Source organism: Delftia sp. HK171, from assembly GCF_001886655.1.
Lineage (GTDB): Bacteria > Pseudomonadota > Gammaproteobacteria > Burkholderiales > Burkholderiaceae_C > Comamonas > Comamonas acidovorans.
Genome location: NZ_CP018101.1, coordinates 312,816 through 335,498, shown reverse-complemented (window position 1 = coordinate 335,498; position 22,683 = coordinate 312,816). Strand labels below are relative to the sequence as shown.

The following is a 22,683-nucleotide window of genomic DNA, read 5'->3' as shown; positions in this document are numbered from 1 at the left end:
TCGCCTTCAGGACCGTCATGAAAAAACTCCCCGCTCCCCTGCTCGCCAGGATCTCCTGGCGCCTGCTGCCCTTTCTTCTGCTCATGTACATCATGGCCTTCCTGGACCGGGCCAACGTGGGCTTTGCCAAGGTGGCTTTCCAGGCCGACACCGGCATCAGCGATGCGGCCTTCGCCTTTGGCGCGGGCGTGTTCTTCGCAGGCTATGCGCTGCTGGAGGTGCCCAGCAACCTGATCATGCACCGCGTGGGCGCCCGCATGTGGATGTGCCGGATCATGGTCACCTGGGGCCTGGTGTCGGCGGCCATGATGTTCGCCCACGACCAGACCACGTTCTACGTGCTGCGCTTTTTGCTGGGCGTGGCCGAGGCGGGGTTCTTCCCCGGCGTCATCCTGTACCTGACCTACTGGTTCCCGGCAGCGCACCGCGCGCAGGCCATGGGCTTTTTCTACTTCGGCGCGCCGCTGGCCTTCATTTTCGGCAGCCCGCTGTCGGGCCTGCTGCTGGAGCTGGACGGCATGGGCGGCTGGCACGGCTGGCAGTGGCTGTTCGCGGTGGAGGGGCTGATGGCCGTGGCCGTGGGTATCTGGGCGTATTTCCACCTGGACAACCGCCCCGCCGACGCCACCTGGCTCAGCCGCGAGGACAAGGCGCTGCTGCAGGACATTCTCGACAGCGAAGAGCGGGCCAAGGGCAGCCACGGCCACAGCCTGCTGGCCGCGCTGTGCCAGCCGCGCGTGCTCTACCTGGCGCTGATCTACCTGCTGATCCAGGCCAGCGTCTATGGCGTGGTGTTCTACCTGCCCAGCCAGGTGGCGGGCCTGCTGGGCACCAAGGTGGGCCTGCTGGTGGGCGTGGTCTCGGCCATTCCCTGGCTGTGCGCGCTGCTGGCCGCCTGGTGGATTCCGGGCCATGCCGAGCGAACAGGCCAGCCGCGCGGCATCGCCAGCCTGACGCTGGTGATGGCTGCCGTGGGCATGGCTGCATCGGTGAGTTTCTCCAGCCCCCTGCTGGGTGTGGCCGCGCTGTGCCTGGCGGCGGCCGGTTTCATCGCCGTGCAGCCCGTGTTCTGGACCTTTCCCGCCAACACGCTGGCCGGCGCTGCGGCCGCTGGCGGCATCGCCTTCATCAACTCCCTCGGCGCCGTGGGCGGCTTCATCGCCCCCATCGTCAAGAACTGGGCCGAGGGCTTTTTCCACTCCCCGGCGGCCGGCCTGTACCTGCTGGCCGGCACCACGCTGCTGGCTGCGGCCCTGGTGCTGGGCGTGCGCGCACGCCTGGCGCCGGGCCTGGCCGCACCGTCGGCCGCCTGAACCCCTTGCACACGGAGCAGAACCATCCCATGACACAGATCCCCACCATCAAGCAGGTGCGCGCCTTCACGCTCAAGGGCGGCGGCGCCGACTACCACGACCAGTCCGACGGCCACTGGATCGACGACCACATCGCCACGCCCATGGCCAAGTACCCCGAGTACCGGCAAAGCCGCCGCAGCTTCGGCATCAACGTGCTGGGCACGCTGGTGGTGGAGATCGAGGACAGCGCCGGACGCGTGGGCTTTGCCGTGACCACGGGCGGCGAGCCTGCGGCCTACATCGTCGAAAAGCACCTGGCCCGCTTTCTCGAAGGCGCCCGGGTCACCGACATCGAGCGCATCTGGGACCAGATGTACCTGTCCACGCTGTACTACGGCCGCAAGGGCATCGTCATCAACACCATCTCGGGCGTGGACCTGGCGCTGTGGGACCTGCTCGGCAAGGTGCGCGGCGAGCCCGTGCACCAGCTGCTGGGCGGCGCCGTGCGCGATGAGCTGCAGTTCTACGCCACGGGGGCGCGGCCCGACCTGGCGCAGAAGATGGGCTTCATCGGCGGCAAGATGCCGCTGCACCACGGCCCGGCCGAAGGGGAGGAGGGCCTGCGCCGCAACCTGCAGGAGCTGGCCACCATGCGCGAGCGCGTGGGCCCGGACTTCTGGCTCATGCTGGACTGCTGGATGAGCCTGGACGTGAACTACGCCACGCGCCTGGCCCAGGGTGCGCAGGCCCATGGCCTCAAGTGGATCGAGGAGGCCCTGCCGCCCGACGACTACTGGGGCTACGCGGCCCTGCGCAAGAACGTGCCCACTGGCATGCTGGTGACCACGGGCGAGCACGAGGCCACGCGCTGGGGCTTTCGCCAGCTGCTGGAGATGGGCTGCTGCGACATCATCCAGCCCGACGTGGGCTGGTGCGGCGGCATCACCGAGCTGCTCAAGATCTCGGCCCTGGCCGATGCCCACCAGGCCCTGGTCATCCCGCATGGCTCCAGCGTCTACAGCTACCACTTCGTGGCCACGCGCCACAACAGCCCGTTTGCCGAGTTCCTGATGATGGCCCCCAAGGCCGACGAGGTCGTGCCCATGTTCCATCCGCAACTGCTGGGCGAGCCCGTGCCCGTCAACGGCCGCATGCGCCTGTCGGCGCTGGACAGGCCTGGCTTCGGCGTGGAGCTCAATCCCGAGTGCGCCTTGCACCGCCCGTACACGCACTGAAGGAGCCCGCCATGCAACTGCCTGCCAACCCCTTCAAGGCCGCGCTGCGGAGCGCCGAGCCGCTGTACGGCATCTGGGCCGGCCTTGCCACGCCCTACGCGGCCGAGATCATCGCCACCACGGGCTACGACTGGATGCTGGTCGATGGCGAGCATGCCCCCAACACCGTGCCCACGCTGCTGGGCCAGCTGCAGGCCGTGGCGCCCTACGCCACGCACCCGGTGGTGCGTGCCGTGCAGGGCGACACCGTGCTCATCAAGCAGCTGCTGGACGTGGGCGTGCAGACGCTGATGGTGCCCATGGTGGAGACGGCCGAACAGGCGCGCGAACTGGTGCGCGCCATGCGCTACCCACCCCACGGCGTGCGCGGCGTGGGCGGCGGCCTGACGCGGGCCACGCGCTGGGATGCCGTGCCCGACTACATCCGCACGGCGCATGAACAGCTGTGCCTGATCGTGCAGATCGAGTCGCCCCGGGGCGTGGCCCATGCGGCCGAGATTGCGGCCGTCGATGGCGTGGACGCCGTCTTCATCGGTCCCGCCGACCTGTCCACGGGCATGGGCCATGCGGGCGACGCCAGCCAGGGCGAGGTGCAGGACGCCATACGCCGCACCGTCCAGGCCACGCTGGCCGCCGGCAAGGCCTGCGGCATCCTCGCGCCGCGCGAGGAAGATGCGCGCCGCTATGCGGACTGGGGCTGCCGCTTCATCGCCGTGGGCATTGACATCAGCCTGCTGCGCCAGGCTGCGCTGGCCAATCTGGGGCGCTATCGCGCCACGCAAGCCACGGACCAGGCGGCCCCTGCATCCCGCACCTACTGAACCCAAGGAGAACTCCATGGCATCCCCTACCGTGCTGCGCAATTTCATCGCCGGCAGCTTCACCGACAGCGCCGAACTGCATGAGGTGACCAACCCCGCCACGGGCGCGGTGCTGGCGCGCTCGCCCCTGTCCAGCCAGGCCGATGTGGACCGCGCCATCGCCGCCGCGCGCGGCGCCCACAGGGCCTGGGCGCGCCGCCCGGCCGTGGAGCGCGCGCAGTACCTGCGCCGCGTGGCGGCCCGCATCCGCGACAACGCCGCGCGCATTGCGCGCACCATCACCGAGGAGCAGGGCAAGACCCTGGGCCTGGCCGAGGTCGAGGTGAACTTCACCGCCGACTACCTGGACTACATGGCCGAATGGGCGCGCCGCATCGAGGGCGAGGTCATCACCAGCGACCGGGCCAACGAGCAGATCTTTTTGCTGCGCAAGCCGCTGGGCGTGGTCGCGGGCATCCTGCCCTGGAACTTTCCCTTCTTCCTGATCGCCCGCAAGATGGCGCCGGCCCTGCTCACGGGCAACACCATCGTCATCAAGCCCAGCGAGGAAACGCCCATCAACTGCCATGCCTTCACCGAGCTGCTGGCCCAGTGCGAGCTGCCGGCCGGCGTGTTCAACGTGGTCTATGGCCAGGGCGGCACGGGCGCTGCGCTGGCCGGCCATGCAGGCGTGGACATGGTCAGCTTCACGGGCAGCGTGGCCACGGGCGAGCGCATCGCCGCAGCCTCCGCGCCCCACATCACCAAGCTCAACCTGGAGCTGGGCGGCAAGGCCCCGGCCATCGTGCTGGCCGATGCCGACCTGGACCTGGCCGTGCGCGCCATCCGCGACTCGCGCATCATCAACACCGGCCAGGTCTGCAACTGCGCCGAACGCGTCTACGTGCAGCGCCAGGTGGCCGACGAGTTCACGGCCCGCATCGCCCAGGCCATGGCCGCCACGCGCTATGGCGACCCGATTGCGCGGCCCGACGTGGAAATGGGCCCGCTGATCAACCAGAAGGGCCTGGACAGCGTGCAGGCCAAGGTGCGCCAGGCCATCGCCGACGGCGCGCAACTGGTCACGGGCGGGCAGGCCGCAGACCTGGGCGCGGGCTTTCACTTCCAGCCCACGGTGCTGGCCGGCTGCCATGCGGGCATGGAGATCATGCGCAAGGAAATCTTCGGCCCCGTGCTGCCCATCCAGGTGGTGGAGGACCTGGACGAGGCCATCGCCCTGGCCAACGACTGCGAATACGGCCTGACCTCGTCGCTTTACACGCGCGACCTGTCCAAGGCCATGCAGGCCATGCGCGAGATCGACTTCGGCGAGACCTACATCAACCGCGAGAACTTCGAGGCCATGCAGGGCTTCCACGCGGGCGTGCGCAAGTCCGGCGTGGGCGGGGCCGACGGCAAGCACGGCCTGTACGAGTACACGCACACGCATGTGGTGTACCTGCAGGGGTGAGCCAACGGTTCGCCTATCGCTTCACGGTGGCTGACGTTATGAACCTGGCAATGGTGCTGGAAACCCCGGGCACTAGCGGCAGCCCCTCCTTGTCATAGGTTGCAAGATTGGCAGCGCGATCGTTGGTCTCCACCTTCTTGAGCACATGGTTGGTGGCGGGCAACAGCACAAGCTTGGCGTTCGGTGCAGCCTTGGCCAGACGCTGAGCATCCTTTGGTTTGATCTGCAGGTCGCGCTCACCTTGAATGATGAGCACGGGTTTGGAATAGCCCGCTATCAGGCGAGCGGGGTCCAGCGCGAAGGTGTTGATGAGAAAGCCTTGTACGCTGGCATGGAACATGGTGTTGAGCGGCCTGTCCATCTGGCGGGTATCCACGCGCCTGCCTGCTTCCAGAGCATCGATGACCGGTAACGCCTGGTCCAGGATCGGTGCATTGGCGGGGTCTTCCTTGAGCTGTTCCCGAAGCGTCTGCCCCATTGGGCGACCAGGAGCTGCTACCAATATCAGTCCGCAGATATCGGAGCGGCCCTGGCCAGCCTCCAGGGCGACCAGTCCACCTTCACTGTGTCCCAGCACCCAGACGCATTGGGCACCGGTCTCGCTGCGGATGGCGTCCACCCAGTGATGCACATCTTCGGCATAGGCCTGGATGGTCACGGCATTGGGGTCCTCCACGGCCTTGTAGCTTTCGAACATGCCACGTTTGTCGATGCGTACGGTGGCAATGCCCTGGGTGGCCAGTTCCTGTGCGAGCAGTTGGTAGGTCGAGGCTTTGAGGCCGAACGGGCTGTTGCCGTTGCGGTCAGTGGGGCCTGAGCCGGGGACGATCAGTACGACCGGCGGCGCGCTTTGGCTCGGCGTCAGCAGAACTCCCCGCAGTGGGTCAAGTGGCCCCGTTGCCTGCAGCGGCTTTTCGCCAAGGACGGCCGTGGCCGGTGCGGCCATGGTGGTACTTGCGCAGATGGCGGCCGCCAGGCCGAGGAGTAGAGCTTTCATGGGAAAGGCCGCAGAGTTGATTTGCGTGCCATTGGAGCATGCTTGTCTGTCGGCCCTGTCAGGTCGAAGCCGTGCGCTTGCGGTTGCGCGGCGCCTTGGGCGGCGGGCTGCTGGCCTCCAGCTCCCGCGCCCGCGTGCGGATGCGGGCAAAGGCGCTGGCCATGGCCTGCAGCTCGGGCTCGGGCACGGCGTCCATGAGCTCGCGGTTGATGGCCTGCACCTGCGGGAACAGCTCGGCATGCAGGGCGCGGCCCGTGTCGCTCAGGCGCAGCAGCGCGCGGCGCGCATCGCCCAACTGGCTCTCTTTCCACAACAGCCCCTTGGCCAGCAGCGCCGTGACCGCGCGCGAGGTGCGCGTGCGGTCCAGCTGCGCCTGCTCGGCCAGCTGCGAGGGCTGCAGCTGCCCGGCCTCGGCCAGCAGGCAGACCATGCGCCACTCGCGCCGCGTGATGCCGTAGCGGCCCTCGCACAGGCGCACCACACGGCTGCCAGCGGCCGCCTGCAGCCGCGCCAAGTGGTAGAGGAACATGTCGTCGAGCACGGCGGGGTGGCGCCAGCGGTGGAGGTCGGTCATGGGCTCGCGGGCCGGTTTCGGGTTTACGCTAGGGATGATGGATTAGATGCATTGTCTGCGGCCTGCGTACATTGGCCGCAAGACAACGACAAGGAGACAAGTATGCCCAGCCCCCTCGCAGCCCTGGCGCGTGCCGCCGTGGCCCTGACCGCCGCCGTGCTGTGCGCGGCGCCCGCCCTGGCCCAGGAATGGCCCAAGGCCAGGCCCATCCGCATCGTCGTGCCCAATCCGCCGGCCGGCCCCTCCGACATCTCGCTGCGCCCCGTGGCCGCCGCCATGCAGGCGGCGCTGGGCCAGGCCGTGGTGGTGGACAACAAGCCCGGCGCCAACGGCAACATCGGCGCGGCCGAGGTCGCACGCTCCGCGCCCGATGGCTACACCTGGCTGTGGGCCATGGACCCCGTGCTCACCGTCAACCCCCATGTCTACAAGAACATGGGCTACAAGGCCGATGCGCTGGAAACCCTGGTCGTGGCTGCGCGCTTCTCGCAGACCCTGGTGTGCGGCCCGGGCACGGGCTTCAAGTCCGTCAAGGACATGGTGGCCGCCAGCAAGACGCGCGAGTTGACCTATGCCTCGGGCGGCGCGGGCTCGCCGGGCCACCTGGTCATGGAATCGCTGCTGGCCACCTCGGGCGCCAAGATGGTTCACGTACCCTACAAGGGACCGGCGCCGGCCATGCAGGACCTGCTGGGCGGCCAGGTGGACTGCGGCTTTCTGGCCGGCCCCACGGTCTTCCCCCAGGTCCAGAGCGGCAAGCTGATCGCCCTGGCCACCTCGGGCAAGACGCGCTCGGCGCTGGCGCCCGAGCTGCCCACCATTGCCGAGTCGGGCTTCCCCGAGTTCGACGGCACCTTCTGGATCCTGCTGGCCGCGCCCAAGGGCGTTCCGCCCGCCGTGCAAAAGCGCTTTGTCGATGCCATGAACGAGGCCATCCGCGCGCCCGAGCAAAAGGAGCGCGCCAAGGCCCTGGACATCGAGATGGTCGGCTCCACCGTGGCCGAGGCCCAGGCGCGCGCCAAGGGCCAGTCCGCGCAGTGGGCCGCCCTGGTCAAGCGCATCCACCTGACCAACGACTGAAGCCGCCACTAGGGCCTGTGGCCCTAAGGCACCGCCGTTTTGGCGATACTCCCTTTCCCAACGCATCCACTGTCTCCTGGCTCCCATGGCAACCCAGCGCCCCAATCTGATCTTCATCCTGGCCGATGACCTCGGCTATGCCGACCTCGGCTGCACGGGCGCGCGCGATGCGCACAGCCGCGCCACCGATGTCTCGCCCCGCCTGGACGCCATGGCCGCGCAGGGCATGCGCTTCACGCGCGGCTATTCCAACTCGGCCGTGTGCTCGCCCACGCGCTTTGCGCTGGCCACGGGCCGCTGGCAGTACCGCCTGCGCGGCGCGGCCGAGGAGCCGATCGCCAGCGTCCACGGCGACAAGGTGCTGGGCCTGCCGCCCGACCACCCCACCGTGGCCTCGCTGCTGCGCGACGCCGGCTACGCCACCGCCCTGGTCGGCAAATGGCACTTGGGCTACCCGCCGCATTTCGGCCCGCGCATGTCGGGCTACGAGGAGTTCTACGGCTTTCACGCAGGCGGCGCCGACTACTTCGCCCACTGCGACCCGCGCGGCCGCCCCGACTTCTGGATCAACGAGGAGCCGCACGAGGAAGAGGGCTACCTCACCGACCTGCTGAGCCGCCGCGCCGTGGACTTCGTCGAGCGCCAGACCGCCGACAAGCCCTTCTACCTGTCCCTGCACTACAGCGCCCCGCACTGGCCCTGGCTCACGCGCGACGACCTGGAGGAGTCGCGGCGCATCGGCGGCTTCGGCAAGCACACCGACGGCGGCACCATCGAGACCTACCAGCGCATGATCCACCACATGGACGAAGGCATTGGCTGGGTGCTGGACGCGCTCGAGAAAAAGGGCATGGCCGAGAACACGCTCATCGTCTTCACCAGCGACAACGGCGGCGAACGCTTCTCCAACAACTGGCCCTTCATCGGCCAGAAGATGGACCTGCTCGAAGGCGGCATCCGCGTGCCCCTGGTGGCGCGCTGGCCCGAGCGCATGCCGGCGGGCATCGTCAGCGATACGCCCAATCTCACCATGGACTGGTCAGCCACCTTCCTGGCCGCCGCCGGCGTGCACGGCCACGCCGACTACCCGCTGGACGGCATCAGCCTGCTGCCCCTGATGGACGATGGCGCCTGGAACCCCGAGCGCGACCTGTGCTGGCGCATGAAGCACCGCGCCCAGCGCGCCCTGGTGCGCGGCGACTGGAAATACCTGCAGATCGAAGGCGTGGAATACCTCTTCAACGTGGCCCAGGACCCGCGCGAACGCGCCAACCTGCGCGACCGCGAGCTCCAGCGCCTGGCTGAACTGCGCCAGGCCTGGCAGCAATGGGATGCTTCACTGCCGCCCATTCCGGAAGAAGCCAAGGTGTCGCTGGTGTTCAGTCGGCAGGATCTGCCTTCGGCGACGTTTTGAGGGTGTGTGTGCCCGCAGGCTGTGGGCGAGAAAACAAGGCAGGCCTTTGGGCCTGCCTTTTTTCCTGATTACTGGTACGTCCTGACCATGCCCGCCCGTGCGGCCTCCGAGTTGTCGCACATGTCCTTGGCCTGTTTGTAGAGGGCCTGGGCCTTGCTCTTGTCCTTCTCGACGACTTCGTAATGGCTGGCCTTGGCAAGCACCAGGTTGTATTGGAGATAGCCGGCGCTGGTCGATGGCAGCGACTTCACGGCCTGTGTCACCATTTGGTCCAGGCCCTCCAAGGACCCGCCCCAGCGCGGGCTCAGGTAATTGAGGGCATTGACGCGGGCCGCCAGGTTCTTGGGATCGGCCTGATCGGCCGCCTGCAGCCACTGCGCCGCAGTACGCCCTCCCACCTGGTTTTCCATCGCGGCCAATCCAATCAGCATCGTCTGCGGCAAGGCCGAGCGGGCATCCAGCGCCATGGCCTTTTGCAGATACGGCTGGGCCTTCGCGCTGAGCTGCTTGACACTGTTCCACTGGCTGCCCGTCACACTGGAAGCCGGCGCGTTGCCGCGGGCGCCAAATGCCTTGTTGCCGTAATAGAGGCCCGCATTGAGCTGGGCAAAGAACGACTTGGGCTGCTGATCCGCCCACATGCGCATCACGTTCTCTTCTTGCAGGCTCAGTTGCTGCAGTCCCAGCAGCTCCCGCATGGTCAACAAGTCCCCGCCCGAGGAAGAAAGATTCTTCTTGTGCTTGCGGGCCAGCTCCTTGTCCAGCGCCTCGAACTTGAACTCGCTGAGCAGTGCAGCTCTCTCGGACTCTTCCAGAGTGGCATTGCCATCGGGAATCAGCGGGCACTGCGCGGCGTAGGTGGCAGTGGCTGCGGAGAGAGACAGGGTGGCGAGCAGGATGCGGATCAGGGTTTGGGTGGTTTTTGCGGTCATGTGTCCCTCTTGGAAATGGAATGTGTTATTCAGAATTGCCAGAATAAATTGACAAATATATTTGATTATTTCCAGAAAACTCCTTTCAATAAAAGTTCATCATTAAATAGTAAATGTTGAAATCCATAAAAAATCTTTATAATAACGCTGCAATGAGATTATTTGGGAAATTTATTGAGCATTATTCTGATAATAAATTTTCTCAAAGCAACTGTATGACTGCGATTCATCCGGAGTTTGCATGGTCATCCTGCCATGCGTGGGCATGTTCGAAAAAAGAACATCTTTCCCCTGCTCGCTCCTGGAGTAAAGGGCTTTTTACTCAGTAGCAGATGAATCTGGATATTTTTCAAATCCTCGGAAATTTTTCTTCTAACTGACTTGTCTTTGCTGTTGATGTAAATAATGCCACTGCCTCTTATTTCATCCAACAAAGCCTGAAGTAAAATTGCTTGCCCCTTTTTTTTGTATATTCATTTCTATGTCCTAGGGGAAATGCAAATTTTTCCAGTAGGCATGCCCTATTTTTATAGGAAAACGTAATTTATTTTGTTCCATCTGCAATATCATTGATTACGAAGTTTATTTATATTCCACGGCTAAAATCTCCAAGTATCAATAATAATAATATACACAATGCTAGAGCTATATATATCATTACTCTAATAATCAATTTATTTTTCACCATTTATAATGCTTTTGTATTTATTTATGGTGGATTGATACATAATATCTGCATTATGGTCAATAATATCTTCGATGCTAGAAAATTTTGGCGAAATCCTGTTCAGTAGCTGACCCGTACTTAATCCAATTCTATCAAAAACACTCTCGTTTAAATGCTGCATTTCATGCGCCATTGTTTGAAGAAAATCATCTAATTTACTATCACACATGGAAACGCCGTCTTCGCCATAAATATCTGCGTTGTATTGAATATTCCCACTAAGATCTGTTCTGCCGGCAAGAACTTGCCCAAGCGTTCCAGATAAACCTACAACGCCAGTAACTGATTTCGGTGTTTTTAGTATTTCGGGGAATTGCCCCTTCAGCACGTTAACCGCTGTATCAACTTGCTCCTTTGTGGCGAGTCCGACTGGATCGAAATAATTCAAGGGAGAACCTTCTGAATATCCAGATAAGTTCCATCCACCCATCAAACCAATCGGGTCCTGATTGATATAACTCCCCAGCACCGGATCGTAATACCGATGCCGGTTGTAATACAGCCCCGTTTCCCTGTCATGGTGCTGCCCCGGCAGCCGGATCGCCTGGTGGATGCCCTGCGGGTTGTACTCCTGCAGCACATTGCCCCAGGGGTCCAGCTTGGCGGCCTAGGTCACCTGGCCGGTCTGGTCGGTCAGGGCCATGGGTGTGCCCAGGTGGTCGCAGCGGTAGTGATAGATGGCGATGCGCTATTGCTGTTCTCTTTTTTCTCTGCAGTTGCATCTACATATATTGCATGAATGTGCGTGGCACATTGGAACTGCTAGCCCCAGCAGGGCCAAGGTGTCTGCAGCTACGATTCTGGGTGTAGTGCAGGCATATTTTGCTACTACTTGAATAAAAATATCATTGCACGCTTATTGATATTTTGAATTATTCGCGGTTTTTAAGCATTATTAAATAATGCAAAATATAAACAAAATACACCAGAGAAAAAATACGGAATTAAATAGAATAAAAAGAAAATGAAATAACCTCTAGTATTTTTTCTTCTTAGTTCCCTTGAGCCTGCGCCAAATATATACAATCCACAAAAAATGTAAAACAAGAAACTAAATAATAAACTTACACTATTCTCGAATAAATTAATAACTAACATTAAATTCATCAGAATAGATACAAGTCCAGCGTATATATCTGAATATTTTTCAAAATGCACTAAAGATGATTTATGGTCTATTTTCATTGATTTCTATTTCTTGCAAATGGACGACCCGGAGTTCATCATGCTTTGCGCAGCAGTCGCTCCTTGCAATACATCCAGAGCAGTGTTTTGCCGGGGAGTGAACATACTGCTGACAGGCTGTTTCCATGGTGGGTCCACATCCATGCCCCATTTTATTGGTAGTTTTATTTTATTATTAACTGGAATCTTTCCAACAGCTAAATCCAAACTTAAATCCATCACATCTGCAACCCCTCTGCCTGCATCATTGCATCCAGCAGCACAAACGAGTGCACGAGGCAATGAAGATTGATCGCTCGGTATATCGTAGCTTGGGTCATCGCTCAAGGCTCTTGTAAATCCATACCAGCTTGCACCAAAACCATATACAGATTTTGAAAGCACGGCAGATCCAGCCACTTTTGTTACCAGGGTTGGTTCTGGTGCCGCCAGCAAGGCGCCGCCAACGATTGCACCGCCCGCGTTCCCTAAAATTCCTAACCCATTATTCACTGCATCAGCCCACCTCACTAATCCCAGTGGATCAATCCATTGCAATGGATCTGGCGCATACACTGATATGTTCGTTCCTCCATTCAACCCAATCGGATCCTGATTGATATAACTGCCCACCACCGGATCGTAATACCGATGCCGGTTGTAATACAGCCCCGTTTCCCTGTCATGGTGCTGCCCCGGCAGCCGGATCGCCTGGTGGATGCCTTGCGGGTTGTACTCCTGCAGCACATTGCCCCAGGGATCCAGCTTGGCGGCCCAGGCCACCTGGCCGGTCTGGTCCGTCAGGGCCATGGGCGTGCCCAGGTGGTCGCAGTGGTAGTGGTGGATGGCGATGCGGGCGTGCTGTTCTTTTTCCTGTTCCTGCAACTTGGCCTGCATGCCGCTGAGCAGGCTCGTGGTGCTGTCTGCCTGTTCGCCCAGCATGGCCTGGGCGCCGGGCGGCAGGCCGTGCTCCAGGGTGTGGCGCAGGTGGCGGGCGGCGTCTTGCTGCATGTCGCGCGGCATGGCGCTGAGCATGGTTTGCATCAGGGCCAGGGCCGGCGTGTGGTTGGGGTCGTCCTGGTCGGGCAGGCCTGCGGTGATGGCTTGCACCAGCAGGTGGGGCTCGTCTTGGGGGTCGCCGCTGGCCGTGGTGCTCAGGCGCACCAGGGGGGTGAAGCTGCCCGGTTCGTAGATGGTGTGTTCTATGTGGCGGGTGTCGTCGCCATGCTGCTGGCGTTCGGTGTGGATGAGGCGGTCGCCGTCCCAGCCGTAGTAGTGGGTGCGGGTGGATTCTGTGGAGTCCGCGCTTTCCACTTGCTGCTTGAGCCTGCGGCCCAGGGCGTCGTAGGTGTAGCGGCTGTGGTGGCGCAGTTGCTCTGCGTTGCCCTGGATCTGGCTGCTGCGCACGGCGATGAGCTGGTGCGCTCCGTCGTAGTGCAGTTGCTGCTGGCTGTGGTCCGCCTGCATTTGCGCGATGCGGTTGCCGCAGGGGTCGTAGCGCCAGACGCGGTCTTCAGTGAAGCCGATGCGGTTGTCTTCCCAGCGCTGCACGGGGCCTTGCCGCTGGCCTGCAAGGTGGCCCAGGCCCATGAGGTTGAAGTCGGTGTGCCGCCAGTGGGCGTGGACCTGGGCGGCCCAGTTGTCCTGGGTGTTCGTCTGGCCCGATGCACCGGCTGCACCGGGTGCTGGCAGGCGGTTGCCTGCGGGGTCGATCTGCCAGCGGGTGGTGGTCTGGGGGTCCTGGCTGTCGGTGGCCGCTCTCAGGCGCCCGGCGCTGTCGTAGCCGTAGCGCAGCAGTTGCGCGGCCTGGCCCGGGGCGCCGGCCTGTTCGATGGCAACGAGCTGGCCCAGGCTGTCGTAGTGGTAGCGACGGCCGAGGATCTGGCCTATGAGGGTGTGGACCTGGGCGCCGGTGTCTGTCAGGTCAGTGTGCTGCAGCGCTTGCAGGCCCGTGGTGCCCAGGGCCGTGAGGCGGCCCAGGCTGTCCCATTGGCGTTGCATCTGCAGGGGGTTGTGTGCATCTGCTGCAGGGGTGGGCGGGTGCAGGCTGCGGCGGACTTCGCGGTGCAGGCTGTCGCGCTCGAAGTCGATGAGGCTGGCTCCGTTGAGCTGCAGTCCGTGCACATGGCCTGAGCCGTAGGTGAGCCAGGCGATCTCTCCCAGGCCTTGCAGCTGGCTGTGCTGGCGTGTGCCCAGCGCGTCCAGGGTGTGGGCGATGCGGTGTTCGTATTCGATCTGCTCTGCGCCCCCGTTGCCGCCCCCGTCCTTGCCAAGCCGGTACAGCTGTTGCACTTCTGCGGTGATGCGGCCCAGGGCGTCGCGCTCCAGTGCTATGCGGCTTTGCAGTTGGGCGTTGAGGCCGTTGTCGTTGTCTGCGGTGCTGTGTTGCCAGACGCTGGCCGCCGTGAGGCGCCCGGCCGCATCCCATTCGTAGCGGTGGGTTTGTGCGGGCGCATGGGGCGTGGCGGGCAACTGCCGTTCGGCGAGGCGCCCGCCTTCGTCCCAGCGGTAGTGGCTGCTGGTTTGCTGTGCGGCGTTGCCGTCCGTGGCTTCCATGAGCTGGCCTGCTGCGTCCCAGCGGTAGCGCTGCAGCCGTTGGTCAAACCCTTCTTCCTGCACGAGCCGGTCCAGCGCGTCCCAGGCAAAGCGGCTTTGCGCTCCGTTTTCGTTGACGAGGCGCAGGAGGCGGCCTGCGCTGTCGTATTCGAAGGCCAGGGTGAGGCCGCCATGTGTTCGCTGGACCAGCCTGCCCCAGAGGTCGTAGCGCAGGTGGATGCTGGAGTCGGCGGTCTGGGTTTCGCTGGAGGTGCCGGCAGGCTGGGCCGGATCGATGCGCGTGAGGTGGCCTGCGCTGTCGTAGTGGTAGCGCTCGATCTGGCCGTTGGGCAGTTCGCTGGCCACGATGCGGCCCTGGCCGTCGCGCTGGTGGCGTTGGCGCTGGCCCAGGGCGTTGTCCACTTCGATGAGCGCCCCCCAGCGGTCGTAGTGGTAGTGCGTGCTGTGGCCCGAGCAGTCGGTGTAGCTGAGCAGTTGGCCCGCGTCGCTCCAGGCCAGCTGTTTGCTGCCGCCCTGGGCGTCTTCGATGCGCCGGGGGCTGTCGCAGGTGAGCGGCGCTTCCTGGGGGTCGGGGTAGTGGTAGCGCTCGGTGCTGCCATCGGCCTGGGTGATCTGGGTGAGACGGCCCCAGCTGTCGTATTGGTAGCCGGTGGTGGCCCCTGCGGTGTCAGTGCTTTGCAGCAGGCGGCCGGTGGCTTCGTCGTGTTCCTGCTGGGTGCTGCGCCCGTCGGGCAGTTGCACGCCAATGAGCCGGCCCTGGCCATCACGCCTGAGGTGGACGCTGCGACCCAGCGGGTCGGTGCGCGAGGCCAGGCGGCCGAAGCTGTCGTAGGCCTGCAGCCAGCGGCTGCCGTCGGCCTTGTGGTGGGCGATGAGGCGCGACAGGCCCGCTGCGCCTTCAAAGTAGTAGGTCTCGATGCGATCCAGGCTGTCGCTGACGCGGGTGGCGGCACGCGGCTGGCCGTCCGGGCCCGGGGGCTGGGACAGGTAGTCGAAGCGGTAGCTGAGCCCTTCCTGGTTGCTGTGCTCGATGACGCGGGCACCGGGCTGGGCGCTCTCGTAGCGGTAGCGGTGCCAGGGTCCGCTGGCATGGCGGTGGGCGCTGATGCGGTGGTGGTCCCATTCGAATTCGCGCACGAGCTGGCCTGCGCGGTCGTGGACGGTGATGAGGTCGCCTGCGCTGCTGTAGCCGTAGCGCACGAGGGCGATGGGGGTGGACACAGGGTGCAACGGGTCCTGTGTGAGGTCCACGCCTGTGACCCGCCAGCCGTCGTCGGCGCCCCACAAACCCAGCGCATCCCTGCCGCCATGGATGCGCTGGTGCAGCAGCCGGTAGCGCCGGCCTGTGCCGTCGCTCAGCGAGACCAGGCGGCCTGCGGGCACAGCCTCTTTGCCGGCACTGTGGCCGGCCTCGGGTGTGGTGCCGTCGCTGTAATGGTAGAGCTGGCGGCGCCCGAAGCGGTCGATCTGGGCCATGAGGCGCCAGGGACTCTGTGCGCAATCCCGGGCAGGTTCACCGGGCGCAGGGCCAAAGCCCCAGAGCGTGTCGCCATCGCCGCTGACCGCAAGGATGGCTTGCGGGTTGCGCACCAGTGCCTGTTCCACATGGCTCCAGCGCGGGTTCGCAGCCCAAGGCGCTGTGCCGCCGTCCGGCTCCGTGCTGCCGCCGCGCAGCAGCCAGATGTCTTCGCTGGCACTGTGCAGCTGGCCGCCCGGCACCAGAGGCTGGTCGAAGGTGATGACGCGGCCGCTGGCATCCAGCAGCAAGGTGGACTCTTCCTGCAGGCGGATGCTGAGCTCCTGCAGCAGGTGCCAGCCATGGCCCAGCAGGCCGCAGGCAGCGCCGTGCTCGGGGTTGACGTAGCTGCTGTACTGGCGCTGCCAGGCCACAGGCAGCGCAGCCGATGGCAGGGCGAAGTCCAGGTCTTGTGCGCCCCGCAGGACCTTGGCGCCGAGCTGGGGGTTCACAGGGGATCCGACGGTGATGCCGTCCGGGCAGACGGAGCAGGCCAGGCCCCCCTGGCTGCCGATGAGCACGGTGAGCGAGCCGGTGACGATCTTGCCCTTGACGACGCTGTCGGTGATGCGGGCTGCGGGTTTGCCACTCATGCGAGGCTGCTCCTGGAGAGATGGGGGAGAACGGGAATGCGGATACGGGGAACGCGGTACGGGCTGTCTGCCTTCAGCAGTTGAGCCGGTCCGTGGGCGAGAGAATCTGGATGTCGCCGGGCGTGATGCGGATGGTGCTTTCACCGCAGGTCAGCAGGATTTCCTGCTGGGCTTCGAGCCGGATCTTGGCGGCGTTGAGCTCAATGCTTTGCCCATCCATGGTGAGCTGGGAGGCCTTGCCGCCTCCGCCCCCACCGCTGCCGCCGCCACCGCCACCGCCACCGCCACCGGGCGCCGTGATGTTCATGGCCATGCCGCCACCGGCTCCGCCTCCCGCGCCACCACCACCGCCCACGGTCAGCGAGTACTGCGAGCCCACTTCCGTGCTTTGCTTGCTGCCGACCTTGACCTGGCGCTCCTGCCCCACGGTGAGGTTCTGGCTCATGCCGACCGTGGTCTGCATGGCCACGCCGATGTTCTCCATGTAGTTGACGCCGATGTTCATCATCTTCATCACACCCACGTTCTGCATGTAGGCCATGCCTATGGTCTGGGTCTTGAGCAGGCCCACCGTGACGTGCCAGTTCTGGCCTATCTTGTCGGTCTCGGTCTTGCCGATGGTCTTGCTGCGGTTCTTGCCGATGGAGATGGTCTCGTCGATGCCGACATCCTCATTGCGGTTGTCGCCGATGCTGATCTTCTCGTTGTGGTCCACGCGTTCCGTGCGGTTGTTGTGCACGGTGATGGTCTCGTCGCGGTCCACGGTTTCGGTGCGGTCGCGGTGAATGACGTTGGTCTCGTCACGGTCCACCGTCTTGCGCCGGTCGTTGCCGACCCATTTGTCCTCGTCGTTCTCGACCTCGGTGAGCTGGTCCTTTTGCGCGTGCAGCCACAGCTGCTCTTGCCCGGCCTTGTCCTCGAAGCGGATGGCGTTGGCGTCGCCCGGGCCGTTCTTCATGCCCGCGCCTGCGGCACCGCCCTTGCTCGATCTGGTCTTGATGCCCGATTGCGTGGCGTTGGCCGGCAGCGCCCAGGGCGGCATGTTGGCCGCGTTGTAGACGCAGCCCGTGACCAGCGGGTAGTCCGGGTCGCCATTGAGGAAGTCGACGACGACTTCATGCCCGATGCGCGGAATGGAGATGGCCCCGAACCCCGGGCCTGCCCAGTTCGTGGCCACGCGGATCCAGCAGCTGGAGTTCTCGTTCATGCCGCCCAGCCGGTCCCAGTGGAACTGCACCTTGATGCGGCCGTATTCGTCGGTCCAGATTTCTTCTCCGGCCGGGCCCACGACGACGGCGGTCTGCGGGCCCGTGGTGCGGGGCTTGGGCGTGGTACGCGCGGGCGTGTAGGCAAGACTCGTGGGCTGGGCCTGCAACTCGTAGCGCTGGAAGGAGCCGTCTTCCGCGGCGCTGCCCTTGGCGCCCGGGGCCACGGCACTGACGCGGGGATTCTCCTTCAAGTGGTAGCTCAGGCCCGTGATCAGGTACTGCTGGTTCTGGTCGCCGCGCGGGTAGTTGTAGAGGCTGAAGGTGTAGCCCGTGGCCAGCGCCCGGTGGCAGGACTGGCCCCGCACCCGGCTTTGGCCCGTGAGGCTTTCCTTCAGGCGCACGCGGATGTAGTCCTCGCCGTCGCTCAACTGGGTGTAGCCGCCCGGCCATTCGTAGATTTCGTGGCCGTCATGGGCGTGGCCCGGTGGGTCGCGCCGCAGGTGGGTGAGGTCGGCCCGGGGTTTCTTGAAGTCGTAGTCGTCGCTGTAATGGCGGCCCGGTTTGATTTCCTGCTCCAGATGCCAGGCGTGGATGTTTTCCTGATCGCCTGCGGCGGCCTTTTCCGGGGGATAAAAGGGAATGGAGGCGCCCCCGGGCAATATGCTGTGCGAGGCAATGATGTCGTCGCACAGCACCAGGGTGTGCTGGCCCGAGGCATGCTCGAAGAAGTAGTAAATGCCTTCGTGCTCCATCAATCGCGAGACAAAGTCGCAATCGCTTTCGTTGTATTGAACGCAGTAGTCCCAACTGCGATAGGCACGCGTGAGTTTCTTTTGCAGGGGATGGCCATAGACGCCCAATACCTGCTCGATGATGTCGGGCACGGTCTGGTTCTGGAAGATGCGAAAGTCGCTCTTGCGCGTGGCCAGCCACAGCCAGGGGCTCAGGCGCGCCTTGTAGGCGTAGTGGCGGTGGTCCTGGCCCTGCATGCCAAAGCGGGTGACGATGCCGTCGATGAAGCGCCTGCCGCCGCCCTGGGTTTCTATTTCTATGGTGGCGTTTTTGCCCAATAGGGCCTTGGGATCGATGCTTTCGCTTTCGCTGAGCATTTCCACATCGAGGCTGAAGAGCTGGCTGATGTTTTCCTGGCCGCGCAATTCACGGAAATGCAGCTGCTCGCCCAATGGCGTGTGTATGGTGACTCGGCGTGTCATAGTGCGCGCCGCCCTGGGGGCGGCCTCCCTGCTCTTGGTGAGCGGGGATCATAGACAAGCCGATGGCCATAGGGCAATCAAATGCAGGGCCAGATACATCCTGTAAATGTAAGCAATTGCCTTATCTGGGATGCAAGGTGGTGTTTATTTGGAAAATCATCGATATCGGAATACCCCGATACAGGCGTTTTGAGAGTTCCTGCTTACAGTGCGTTCTAGCAATACCGGGCCTCTCAGGGCAGTGCAAGCAGGATTGCAGTGTGATATGCACTATCTTGGTGCATTTTTGATGATGCGCCATGTGAGTGCCCGCTATCGCCGCATCGGTGCACATTTTTTGCACAAAGCCGGTGCATCGCTGTGTGTTGCAGCGCCGCATTGGGGAGCCGGAAAGGCGCACGCCCCGGCATCAAAAGACTGGCACGGTCCGTGCTTAACCCGGTTGTCACGAAATTTTTCAAACCGGAGGATCCCATGTCCCGTGCCAGCCTCAAGTCGCTCGCCATCGCCTGTGTCGCCATCGCTCCGCTCTGGGCCCACGCCCAGCTCACGGCCAATGTGTCCCTGACGACGAACTACAAGTTCCGCGGACAGGACCAGGACACGGGACGCAACAAGGCCGTCAAGCCTGCCCTGCAGGGCGGTTTCGACTACACCTTCGGCGACAGCGGCTGGTACATCGGCAACTGGAACTCCAGCGTGGACTGGCTCCCCCGCAATTCGCTGGAAACCGATTTCTACGGCGGCTACAAGTTCAAGGCCGGCGAGGTGGACCTGGACTTCGGCGCGCTGCAGTACCTGTACTCTGGCAATTCCAGTGGCAACACCACTGAGCTGTATGGCGCGGCCACCTATGGACCGTTCACGGCCAAGTACTCGCACACCGTGTCCAAGGACTACTTCGGCTGGGCTGGCGAGAAGGCCGGCTCGGGACTGTCGGGCCGCAACACCGGCTACCTGTGGCTGGGCTTCACGCAGGAAGTGATGCCCAAGGTGACGGTCAAGGCATCGCTGGGCTTCACCCGCTTTGCCAGCGACATCAAGGGCCTGGGCGTGCCCAACTATATGGACTACAGCGTGGGCGGTGCCTACGATTTCGGCGACGGCGTGTCGCTGGGCGCGGCCGTGACGGGTGCGAACAAGAAGTCGTACTTCGGTGACGTCAACAAGGCGCGCCTGATCGTGACGCTGACCAAGACCCTGTAACCGGACCTGAGGAGCAAAGCATCATGAAACTGGTGACCGCCATCATCAAGCCCTTCAAGCTCGACGAGGTGCGCGAGGCGCTCTCCGACATCGGCGTGCAGGGCATCACCGTGACCGAAGTCAAGGGCTTCGGCCGCCAAAAGGGCCATACCGAGCTGTATCGCGGCGCGGAATACGTGGTCGATTTCCTGCCCAAGCTGCGCCTGGAGGCCGCCGTGCCCGACGCGCTGGTGGACCAGGTGATCGATGCCATCGAGGCCGCTGCGCGCACCGGCAAGATCGGTGACGGCAAGATCTTCGTGCTGCCCATCGAGCAGGCCGTCCGCATCCGGACCGGCGAGACCGGCGACAGCGCACTGTGAGTTTCAACCCCTCGTTTCCCGAAAGACTGCCATGACCAAACGACTTCTTTCCATGGGCCTGGGGCTGGGCCTGCTGGCCGCAGGCGCCGCTGCCCTGGCACAGGAGCCCGCCGCCGCTGCAGCCGTTGCCGATGCAGCCGCTGCAGCAGCCCCCGCCGCTGCGGCCGCAGCCGAGGCGCCGGCCCCCGCACTCAGCGCCGGTGACACGGCCTGGATGCTGACCTCGACCATGCTGGTGATCCTGATGGTGATCCCGGGCCTGGCACTGTTCTACGGCGGCCTGGTGCGCACGAAGAACATGCTGTCCGTGCTCTGCCAAGTCTTCGTGATCTTCTCGCTGATCACGCTGCTGTGGGCCGTCTACGGCTACTCGCTGACCTTTGCCGGCGAAGGCAACTTCTTCGGCGGCTTCAGCAAGATCTTCCTCAAGGGCATTGCACCCGACACGCTGGCCGGCGCGCTGCCGACCATTCCCGAGTACGTGTTCGTGGCCTTCCAGTCCACGTTCGCCGCCATCACCGTGGCCCTGATCGTCGGCGCCTTCGCCGAGCGCATCAAGTTCTCGGCCGTGATCCTGTTCTCGGTGCTGTGGTTCACCTTCAGCTACATCCCCATGGCCCACATGGTCTGGGGTGGCGGCCTGCTGGGCAAGGACGGCGCGCTGGACTTCGCCGGCGGCACCGTGGTGCACATCAACGCCGGTATCGCCGGTCTGGTGGGCTCCTACATGCTGGGCAAGCGCATCGGCTTCGGCCGCGAGGCACTGCCTCCGCACAGCCTGACGCTGACCATGGTCGGTGCCTCGCTGCTGTGGGTGGGCTGGTTCGGCTTCAACGCCGGCTCGGCAGGTGCTGCCAACGGCATTGCCGGCCTGGCCTTCATCAACACCATCGTCGCCACGGGCGCCGCCACCATCTCCTGGCTGGCCGCCGAAGCCCTGCACAAGGGCAAGGCCTCGATGCTGGGCGCTGCCTCGGGCGCCGTGGGCGGCCTGGTGGTCATCACCCCGGCGGCCGGCCTGGTGGGCCCCATGGGCGCCATCGTCATGGGCCTGATCGCCGGTCCCGTCTGCCTGTGGGGTGTGTCGGGCCTCAAGAAGGTGCTCAAGGTCGATGACGTCTGCGACGTGTTCGGCGTGCACGGTGTGGGCGGCATCCTGGGTGCCATCCTGACCGGCGTGTTCTGCGCCTCCAGCCTGGGCGGCATCGAGCCCGCAGACTTCAACATGGGCCATCAAGTGTGGGTGCAGGTCAAGAGCGTGCTGCTGACCATCGTCTGGTCCGGCGTGGTGGCTGGCATCTCCTACAAGATCTGCGACCTGGTCGTCGGCCTGCGCGTCAGCGAAGAGTCCGAACGCCAGGGTCTGGACATCACCACGCACGGCGAGGTGGCGTACTACCGCTGATCGGTTTCCAGGGAGTTCATTGCGGATTGGCCTCGGTGCTTGCACCGGGGCCTTTTTTCATTGCCGCGCCGCAAACGCCCTTCAGCGGCTGAGGAAATCAGGAGGCCTGCTGCACGCCAACCGCCTTATGGTGAGCTCCGTTATAAGACGGATCTTTGGCTTATATGCCATTGACGGAATATATTCTGGAGGGAATAATGACCCAGCCCTGGGAGGTGGAGTACACCGACGAGCTTGGCGACTGGTGGGCTGATCTGACGCAGGCCGAGCAGGAGTCCATCGACGCATCGGTACGTCTGCTGGAGGCAAGAGGGCCGAATCTCGGATATCCCCATACGTCCGGCATCGGGAGTTCCAGGCATCCGCACATGCGTGAGCTTCGTGTGCAACATGAGGGACGGCCTTACCGGCTGCTTTACGCGTTCGATCCGCGCCGCTGCGCAATCTTGCTGATCGGCGGCGACAAAACGGGCGACGGCCGCTGGTATGAGGTGCACGTGCCCATTGCCGACCGGCTGTACGACACCCACCTCGAAACCCTGCAAAAGGAAGGACGAATCGATGGCCAGGAAATTCAGTGAACTGCGCGCCAGGATGTCGCCTGAGGCACAGTCCCGGGCCGCCGCGCGGGCCGAGGCCATGCTGGTGGAAATGCAGCTCCAGGAATTGCGCAAGGCCCGCAACGTGACACAGGTCGAAGTGGCCAGGGCCATGAACGTGGAGCAAGCATCCATCTCCAAGCTGGAGCGCCGCGAGGACATGTACGTGAGCACGCTGCGCGAGTACGTCCGTGCGCTGGGCGGCGAGCTGAGGCTGGTCGCCTCGTTTCCCGACGCCGACATCCAGGTCCATCCTTTCGAGCCTCTCCGATGAGGGGCGCAGGCGGCTGATCCGGCGTCTGCCTTTGCCTTTTGGGTGAGGGTGTTTTGCGCCG

The 22,683-nt window shown here is 63.8% G+C and carries 16 protein-coding genes and 1 pseudogene; 11 read left to right on the top strand and 6 right to left on the bottom strand.

What is annotated here, in order from left to right; genetic code table 11:
• Nucleotides 1-17 precede the first annotated feature (17 nt).
• The 4 genes from BO996_RS01565 to aldA are packed head-to-tail and all read left to right on the top strand — an operon-like array spanning nt 18 to nt 4,801.
• Nucleotides 18-1,313, top strand: a complete 1,296-nt coding sequence (locus BO996_RS01565) for an MFS transporter (RefSeq protein WP_071953834.1) — start codon at nt 18-20, stop codon at nt 1,311-1,313.
• 29 nt (nt 1,314-1,342) lie between these two features.
• Nucleotides 1,343-2,530 carry an L-rhamnonate dehydratase gene (gene rhmD / locus BO996_RS01560; protein WP_016452099.1) on the top strand — a complete coding sequence of 396 codons (1,188 nt, stop codon included), beginning with the start codon at nt 1,343-1,345 and terminating at the stop codon, nt 2,528-2,530.
• 11 nt (nt 2,531-2,541) lie between these two features.
• Nucleotides 2,542-3,351: an HpcH/HpaI aldolase family protein gene (locus BO996_RS01555; RefSeq protein ID WP_071953832.1), complete on the top strand. Its 810-nt coding sequence runs from the start codon at nt 2,542-2,544 to the stop codon at nt 3,349-3,351.
• Between the two features lie 16 nt (nt 3,352-3,367).
• Nucleotides 3,368-4,801 (top strand): aldehyde dehydrogenase, encoded by a 1,434-nt coding sequence (aldA, locus tag BO996_RS01550; RefSeq protein ID WP_071953831.1) that lies wholly within the window; start codon nt 3,368-3,370, stop codon nt 4,799-4,801.
• 13 nt (nt 4,802-4,814) lie between these two features.
• Here aldA and BO996_RS01545 read toward each other — a convergent pair whose 3' ends face one another.
• Nucleotides 4,815-5,798 carry an alpha/beta hydrolase gene (locus BO996_RS01545; protein WP_034397791.1) on the bottom strand — a complete coding sequence of 328 codons (984 nt, stop codon included), beginning with the start codon at nt 5,796-5,798 and terminating at the stop codon, nt 4,815-4,817.
• A gap of 58 nt (nt 5,799-5,856) precedes the next feature.
• A complete protein-coding gene (locus BO996_RS01540; RefSeq protein ID WP_071953830.1) occupies nt 5,857-6,372 on the bottom strand; it encodes a MarR family winged helix-turn-helix transcriptional regulator in 516 nt (171 codons plus the stop codon).
• Between the two features lie 102 nt (nt 6,373-6,474).
• Here BO996_RS01540 and BO996_RS01535 point away from each other — a divergent pair, with 102 nt between their 5' ends.
• Together BO996_RS01535 and BO996_RS01530 are read left to right on the top strand one after the other, a co-directional pair.
• Nucleotides 6,475-7,452: a tripartite tricarboxylate transporter substrate binding protein gene (locus BO996_RS01535; protein ID WP_013800171.1), complete on the top strand. Its 978-nt coding sequence runs from the start codon at nt 6,475-6,477 to the stop codon at nt 7,450-7,452.
• 85 nt (nt 7,453-7,537) lie between these two features.
• The gene (locus tag BO996_RS01530; protein WP_071953829.1) at nt 7,538-8,866 is read left to right on the top strand and encodes a sulfatase family protein; all 1,329 of its coding nucleotides are present in this window, start codon (nt 7,538-7,540) and stop codon (nt 8,864-8,866) included.
• A 68-nt stretch (nt 8,867-8,934) separates the two neighbouring features.
• Here BO996_RS01530 and BO996_RS01525 read toward each other — a convergent pair whose 3' ends face one another.
• From BO996_RS01525 to tssI, 4 genes and pseudogenes are all read right to left on the bottom strand, one after another.
• A complete protein-coding gene (locus BO996_RS01525) occupies nt 8,935-9,798 on the bottom strand; it encodes a DUF4034 domain-containing protein (RefSeq protein WP_043823169.1) in 864 nt (287 codons plus the stop codon).
• A 1,088-nt stretch (nt 9,799-10,886) separates the two neighbouring features.
• Nucleotides 10,887-11,213, bottom strand: a pseudogene (locus BO996_RS30010) (RHS repeat-associated core domain-containing protein); the annotation flags it as partial.
• 503 nt (nt 11,214-11,716) lie between these two features.
• On the bottom strand, nt 11,717-16,354 hold the full coding sequence (locus tag BO996_RS01510; RefSeq protein WP_071953827.1) for an RHS repeat-associated core domain-containing protein: 4,638 nt from the start codon (nt 16,352-16,354) through the stop codon (nt 11,717-11,719).
• A 73-nt stretch (nt 16,355-16,427) separates the two neighbouring features.
• On the bottom strand, nt 16,428-18,776 hold the full coding sequence (gene tssI, locus BO996_RS01505) for a type VI secretion system Vgr family protein (protein ID WP_071953826.1): 2,349 nt from the start codon (nt 18,774-18,776) through the stop codon (nt 16,428-16,430).
• Between the two features lie 474 nt (nt 18,777-19,250).
• Here tssI and BO996_RS01500 point away from each other — a divergent pair, with 474 nt between their 5' ends.
• The 5 genes from BO996_RS01500 (at nt 19,251) to BO996_RS01480 (ending at nt 22,622) form a co-directional block, all read left to right on the top strand.
• Complete coding sequence (locus BO996_RS01500; protein WP_013800176.1) at nt 19,251-19,982, top strand: TorF family putative porin; 732 nt, start codon at nt 19,251-19,253, stop codon at nt 19,980-19,982.
• 23 nt (nt 19,983-20,005) lie between these two features.
• Nucleotides 20,006-20,344, top strand: a complete 339-nt coding sequence (locus tag BO996_RS01495; protein ID WP_012202241.1) for a P-II family nitrogen regulator — start codon at nt 20,006-20,008, stop codon at nt 20,342-20,344.
• Nucleotides 20,345-20,375: 31 nt separating this feature from the next.
• Nucleotides 20,376-21,749 carry an ammonium transporter gene (gene amt / locus BO996_RS01490; RefSeq protein WP_179217977.1) on the top strand — a complete coding sequence of 458 codons (1,374 nt, stop codon included), beginning with the start codon at nt 20,376-20,378 and terminating at the stop codon, nt 21,747-21,749.
• A 197-nt stretch (nt 21,750-21,946) separates the two neighbouring features.
• Nucleotides 21,947-22,330, top strand: coding sequence for a type II toxin-antitoxin system RelE/ParE family toxin (locus BO996_RS01485; RefSeq protein ID WP_071953825.1), 384 nt, complete (start codon nt 21,947-21,949; stop codon nt 22,328-22,330).
• A complete protein-coding gene (locus BO996_RS01480) occupies nt 22,311-22,622 on the top strand; it encodes a helix-turn-helix domain-containing protein (protein ID WP_013800179.1) in 312 nt (103 codons plus the stop codon). The genes BO996_RS01485 and BO996_RS01480 overlap by 20 nt, the downstream gene beginning before the upstream one ends.
• Nucleotides 22,623-22,683 lie beyond the last annotated feature (61 nt).

Coding starts and splice junctions, on each gene's coding strand:
- BO996_RS01565 (WP_071953834.1), top strand. CDS start 18: ATGAAAAAACTCCCCGCTCCCCTGCTCGCCAGGATCTCCTGGCGCCTG.
- rhmD (WP_016452099.1), top strand. CDS start 1,343: ATGACACAGATCCCCACCATCAAGCAGGTGCGCGCCTTCACGCTCAAG.
- BO996_RS01555 (WP_071953832.1), top strand. CDS start 2,542: ATGCAACTGCCTGCCAACCCCTTCAAGGCCGCGCTGCGGAGCGCCGAG.
- aldA (WP_071953831.1), top strand. CDS start 3,368: ATGGCATCCCCTACCGTGCTGCGCAATTTCATCGCCGGCAGCTTCACC.
- BO996_RS01545 (WP_034397791.1), bottom strand. CDS start 5,798: ATGAAAGCTCTACTCCTCGGCCTGGCGGCCGCCATCTGCGCAAGTACC.
- BO996_RS01540 (WP_071953830.1), bottom strand. CDS start 6,372: ATGACCGACCTCCACCGCTGGCGCCACCCCGCCGTGCTCGACGACATG.
- BO996_RS01535 (WP_013800171.1), top strand. CDS start 6,475: ATGCCCAGCCCCCTCGCAGCCCTGGCGCGTGCCGCCGTGGCCCTGACC.
- BO996_RS01530 (WP_071953829.1), top strand. CDS start 7,538: ATGGCAACCCAGCGCCCCAATCTGATCTTCATCCTGGCCGATGACCTC.
- BO996_RS01525 (WP_043823169.1), bottom strand. CDS start 9,798: ATGACCGCAAAAACCACCCAAACCCTGATCCGCATCCTGCTCGCCACC.
- BO996_RS01510 (WP_071953827.1), bottom strand. CDS start 16,354: ATGAGTGGCAAACCCGCAGCCCGCATCACCGACAGCGTCGTCAAGGGC.
- tssI (WP_071953826.1), bottom strand. CDS start 18,776: ATGACACGCCGAGTCACCATACACACGCCATTGGGCGAGCAGCTGCAT.
- BO996_RS01500 (WP_013800176.1), top strand. CDS start 19,251: ATGTCCCGTGCCAGCCTCAAGTCGCTCGCCATCGCCTGTGTCGCCATC.
- BO996_RS01495 (WP_012202241.1), top strand. CDS start 20,006: ATGAAACTGGTGACCGCCATCATCAAGCCCTTCAAGCTCGACGAGGTG.
- amt (WP_179217977.1), top strand. CDS start 20,376: ATGACCAAACGACTTCTTTCCATGGGCCTGGGGCTGGGCCTGCTGGCC.
- BO996_RS01485 (WP_071953825.1), top strand. CDS start 21,947: ATGACCCAGCCCTGGGAGGTGGAGTACACCGACGAGCTTGGCGACTGG.
- BO996_RS01480 (WP_013800179.1), top strand. CDS start 22,311: ATGGCCAGGAAATTCAGTGAACTGCGCGCCAGGATGTCGCCTGAGGCA.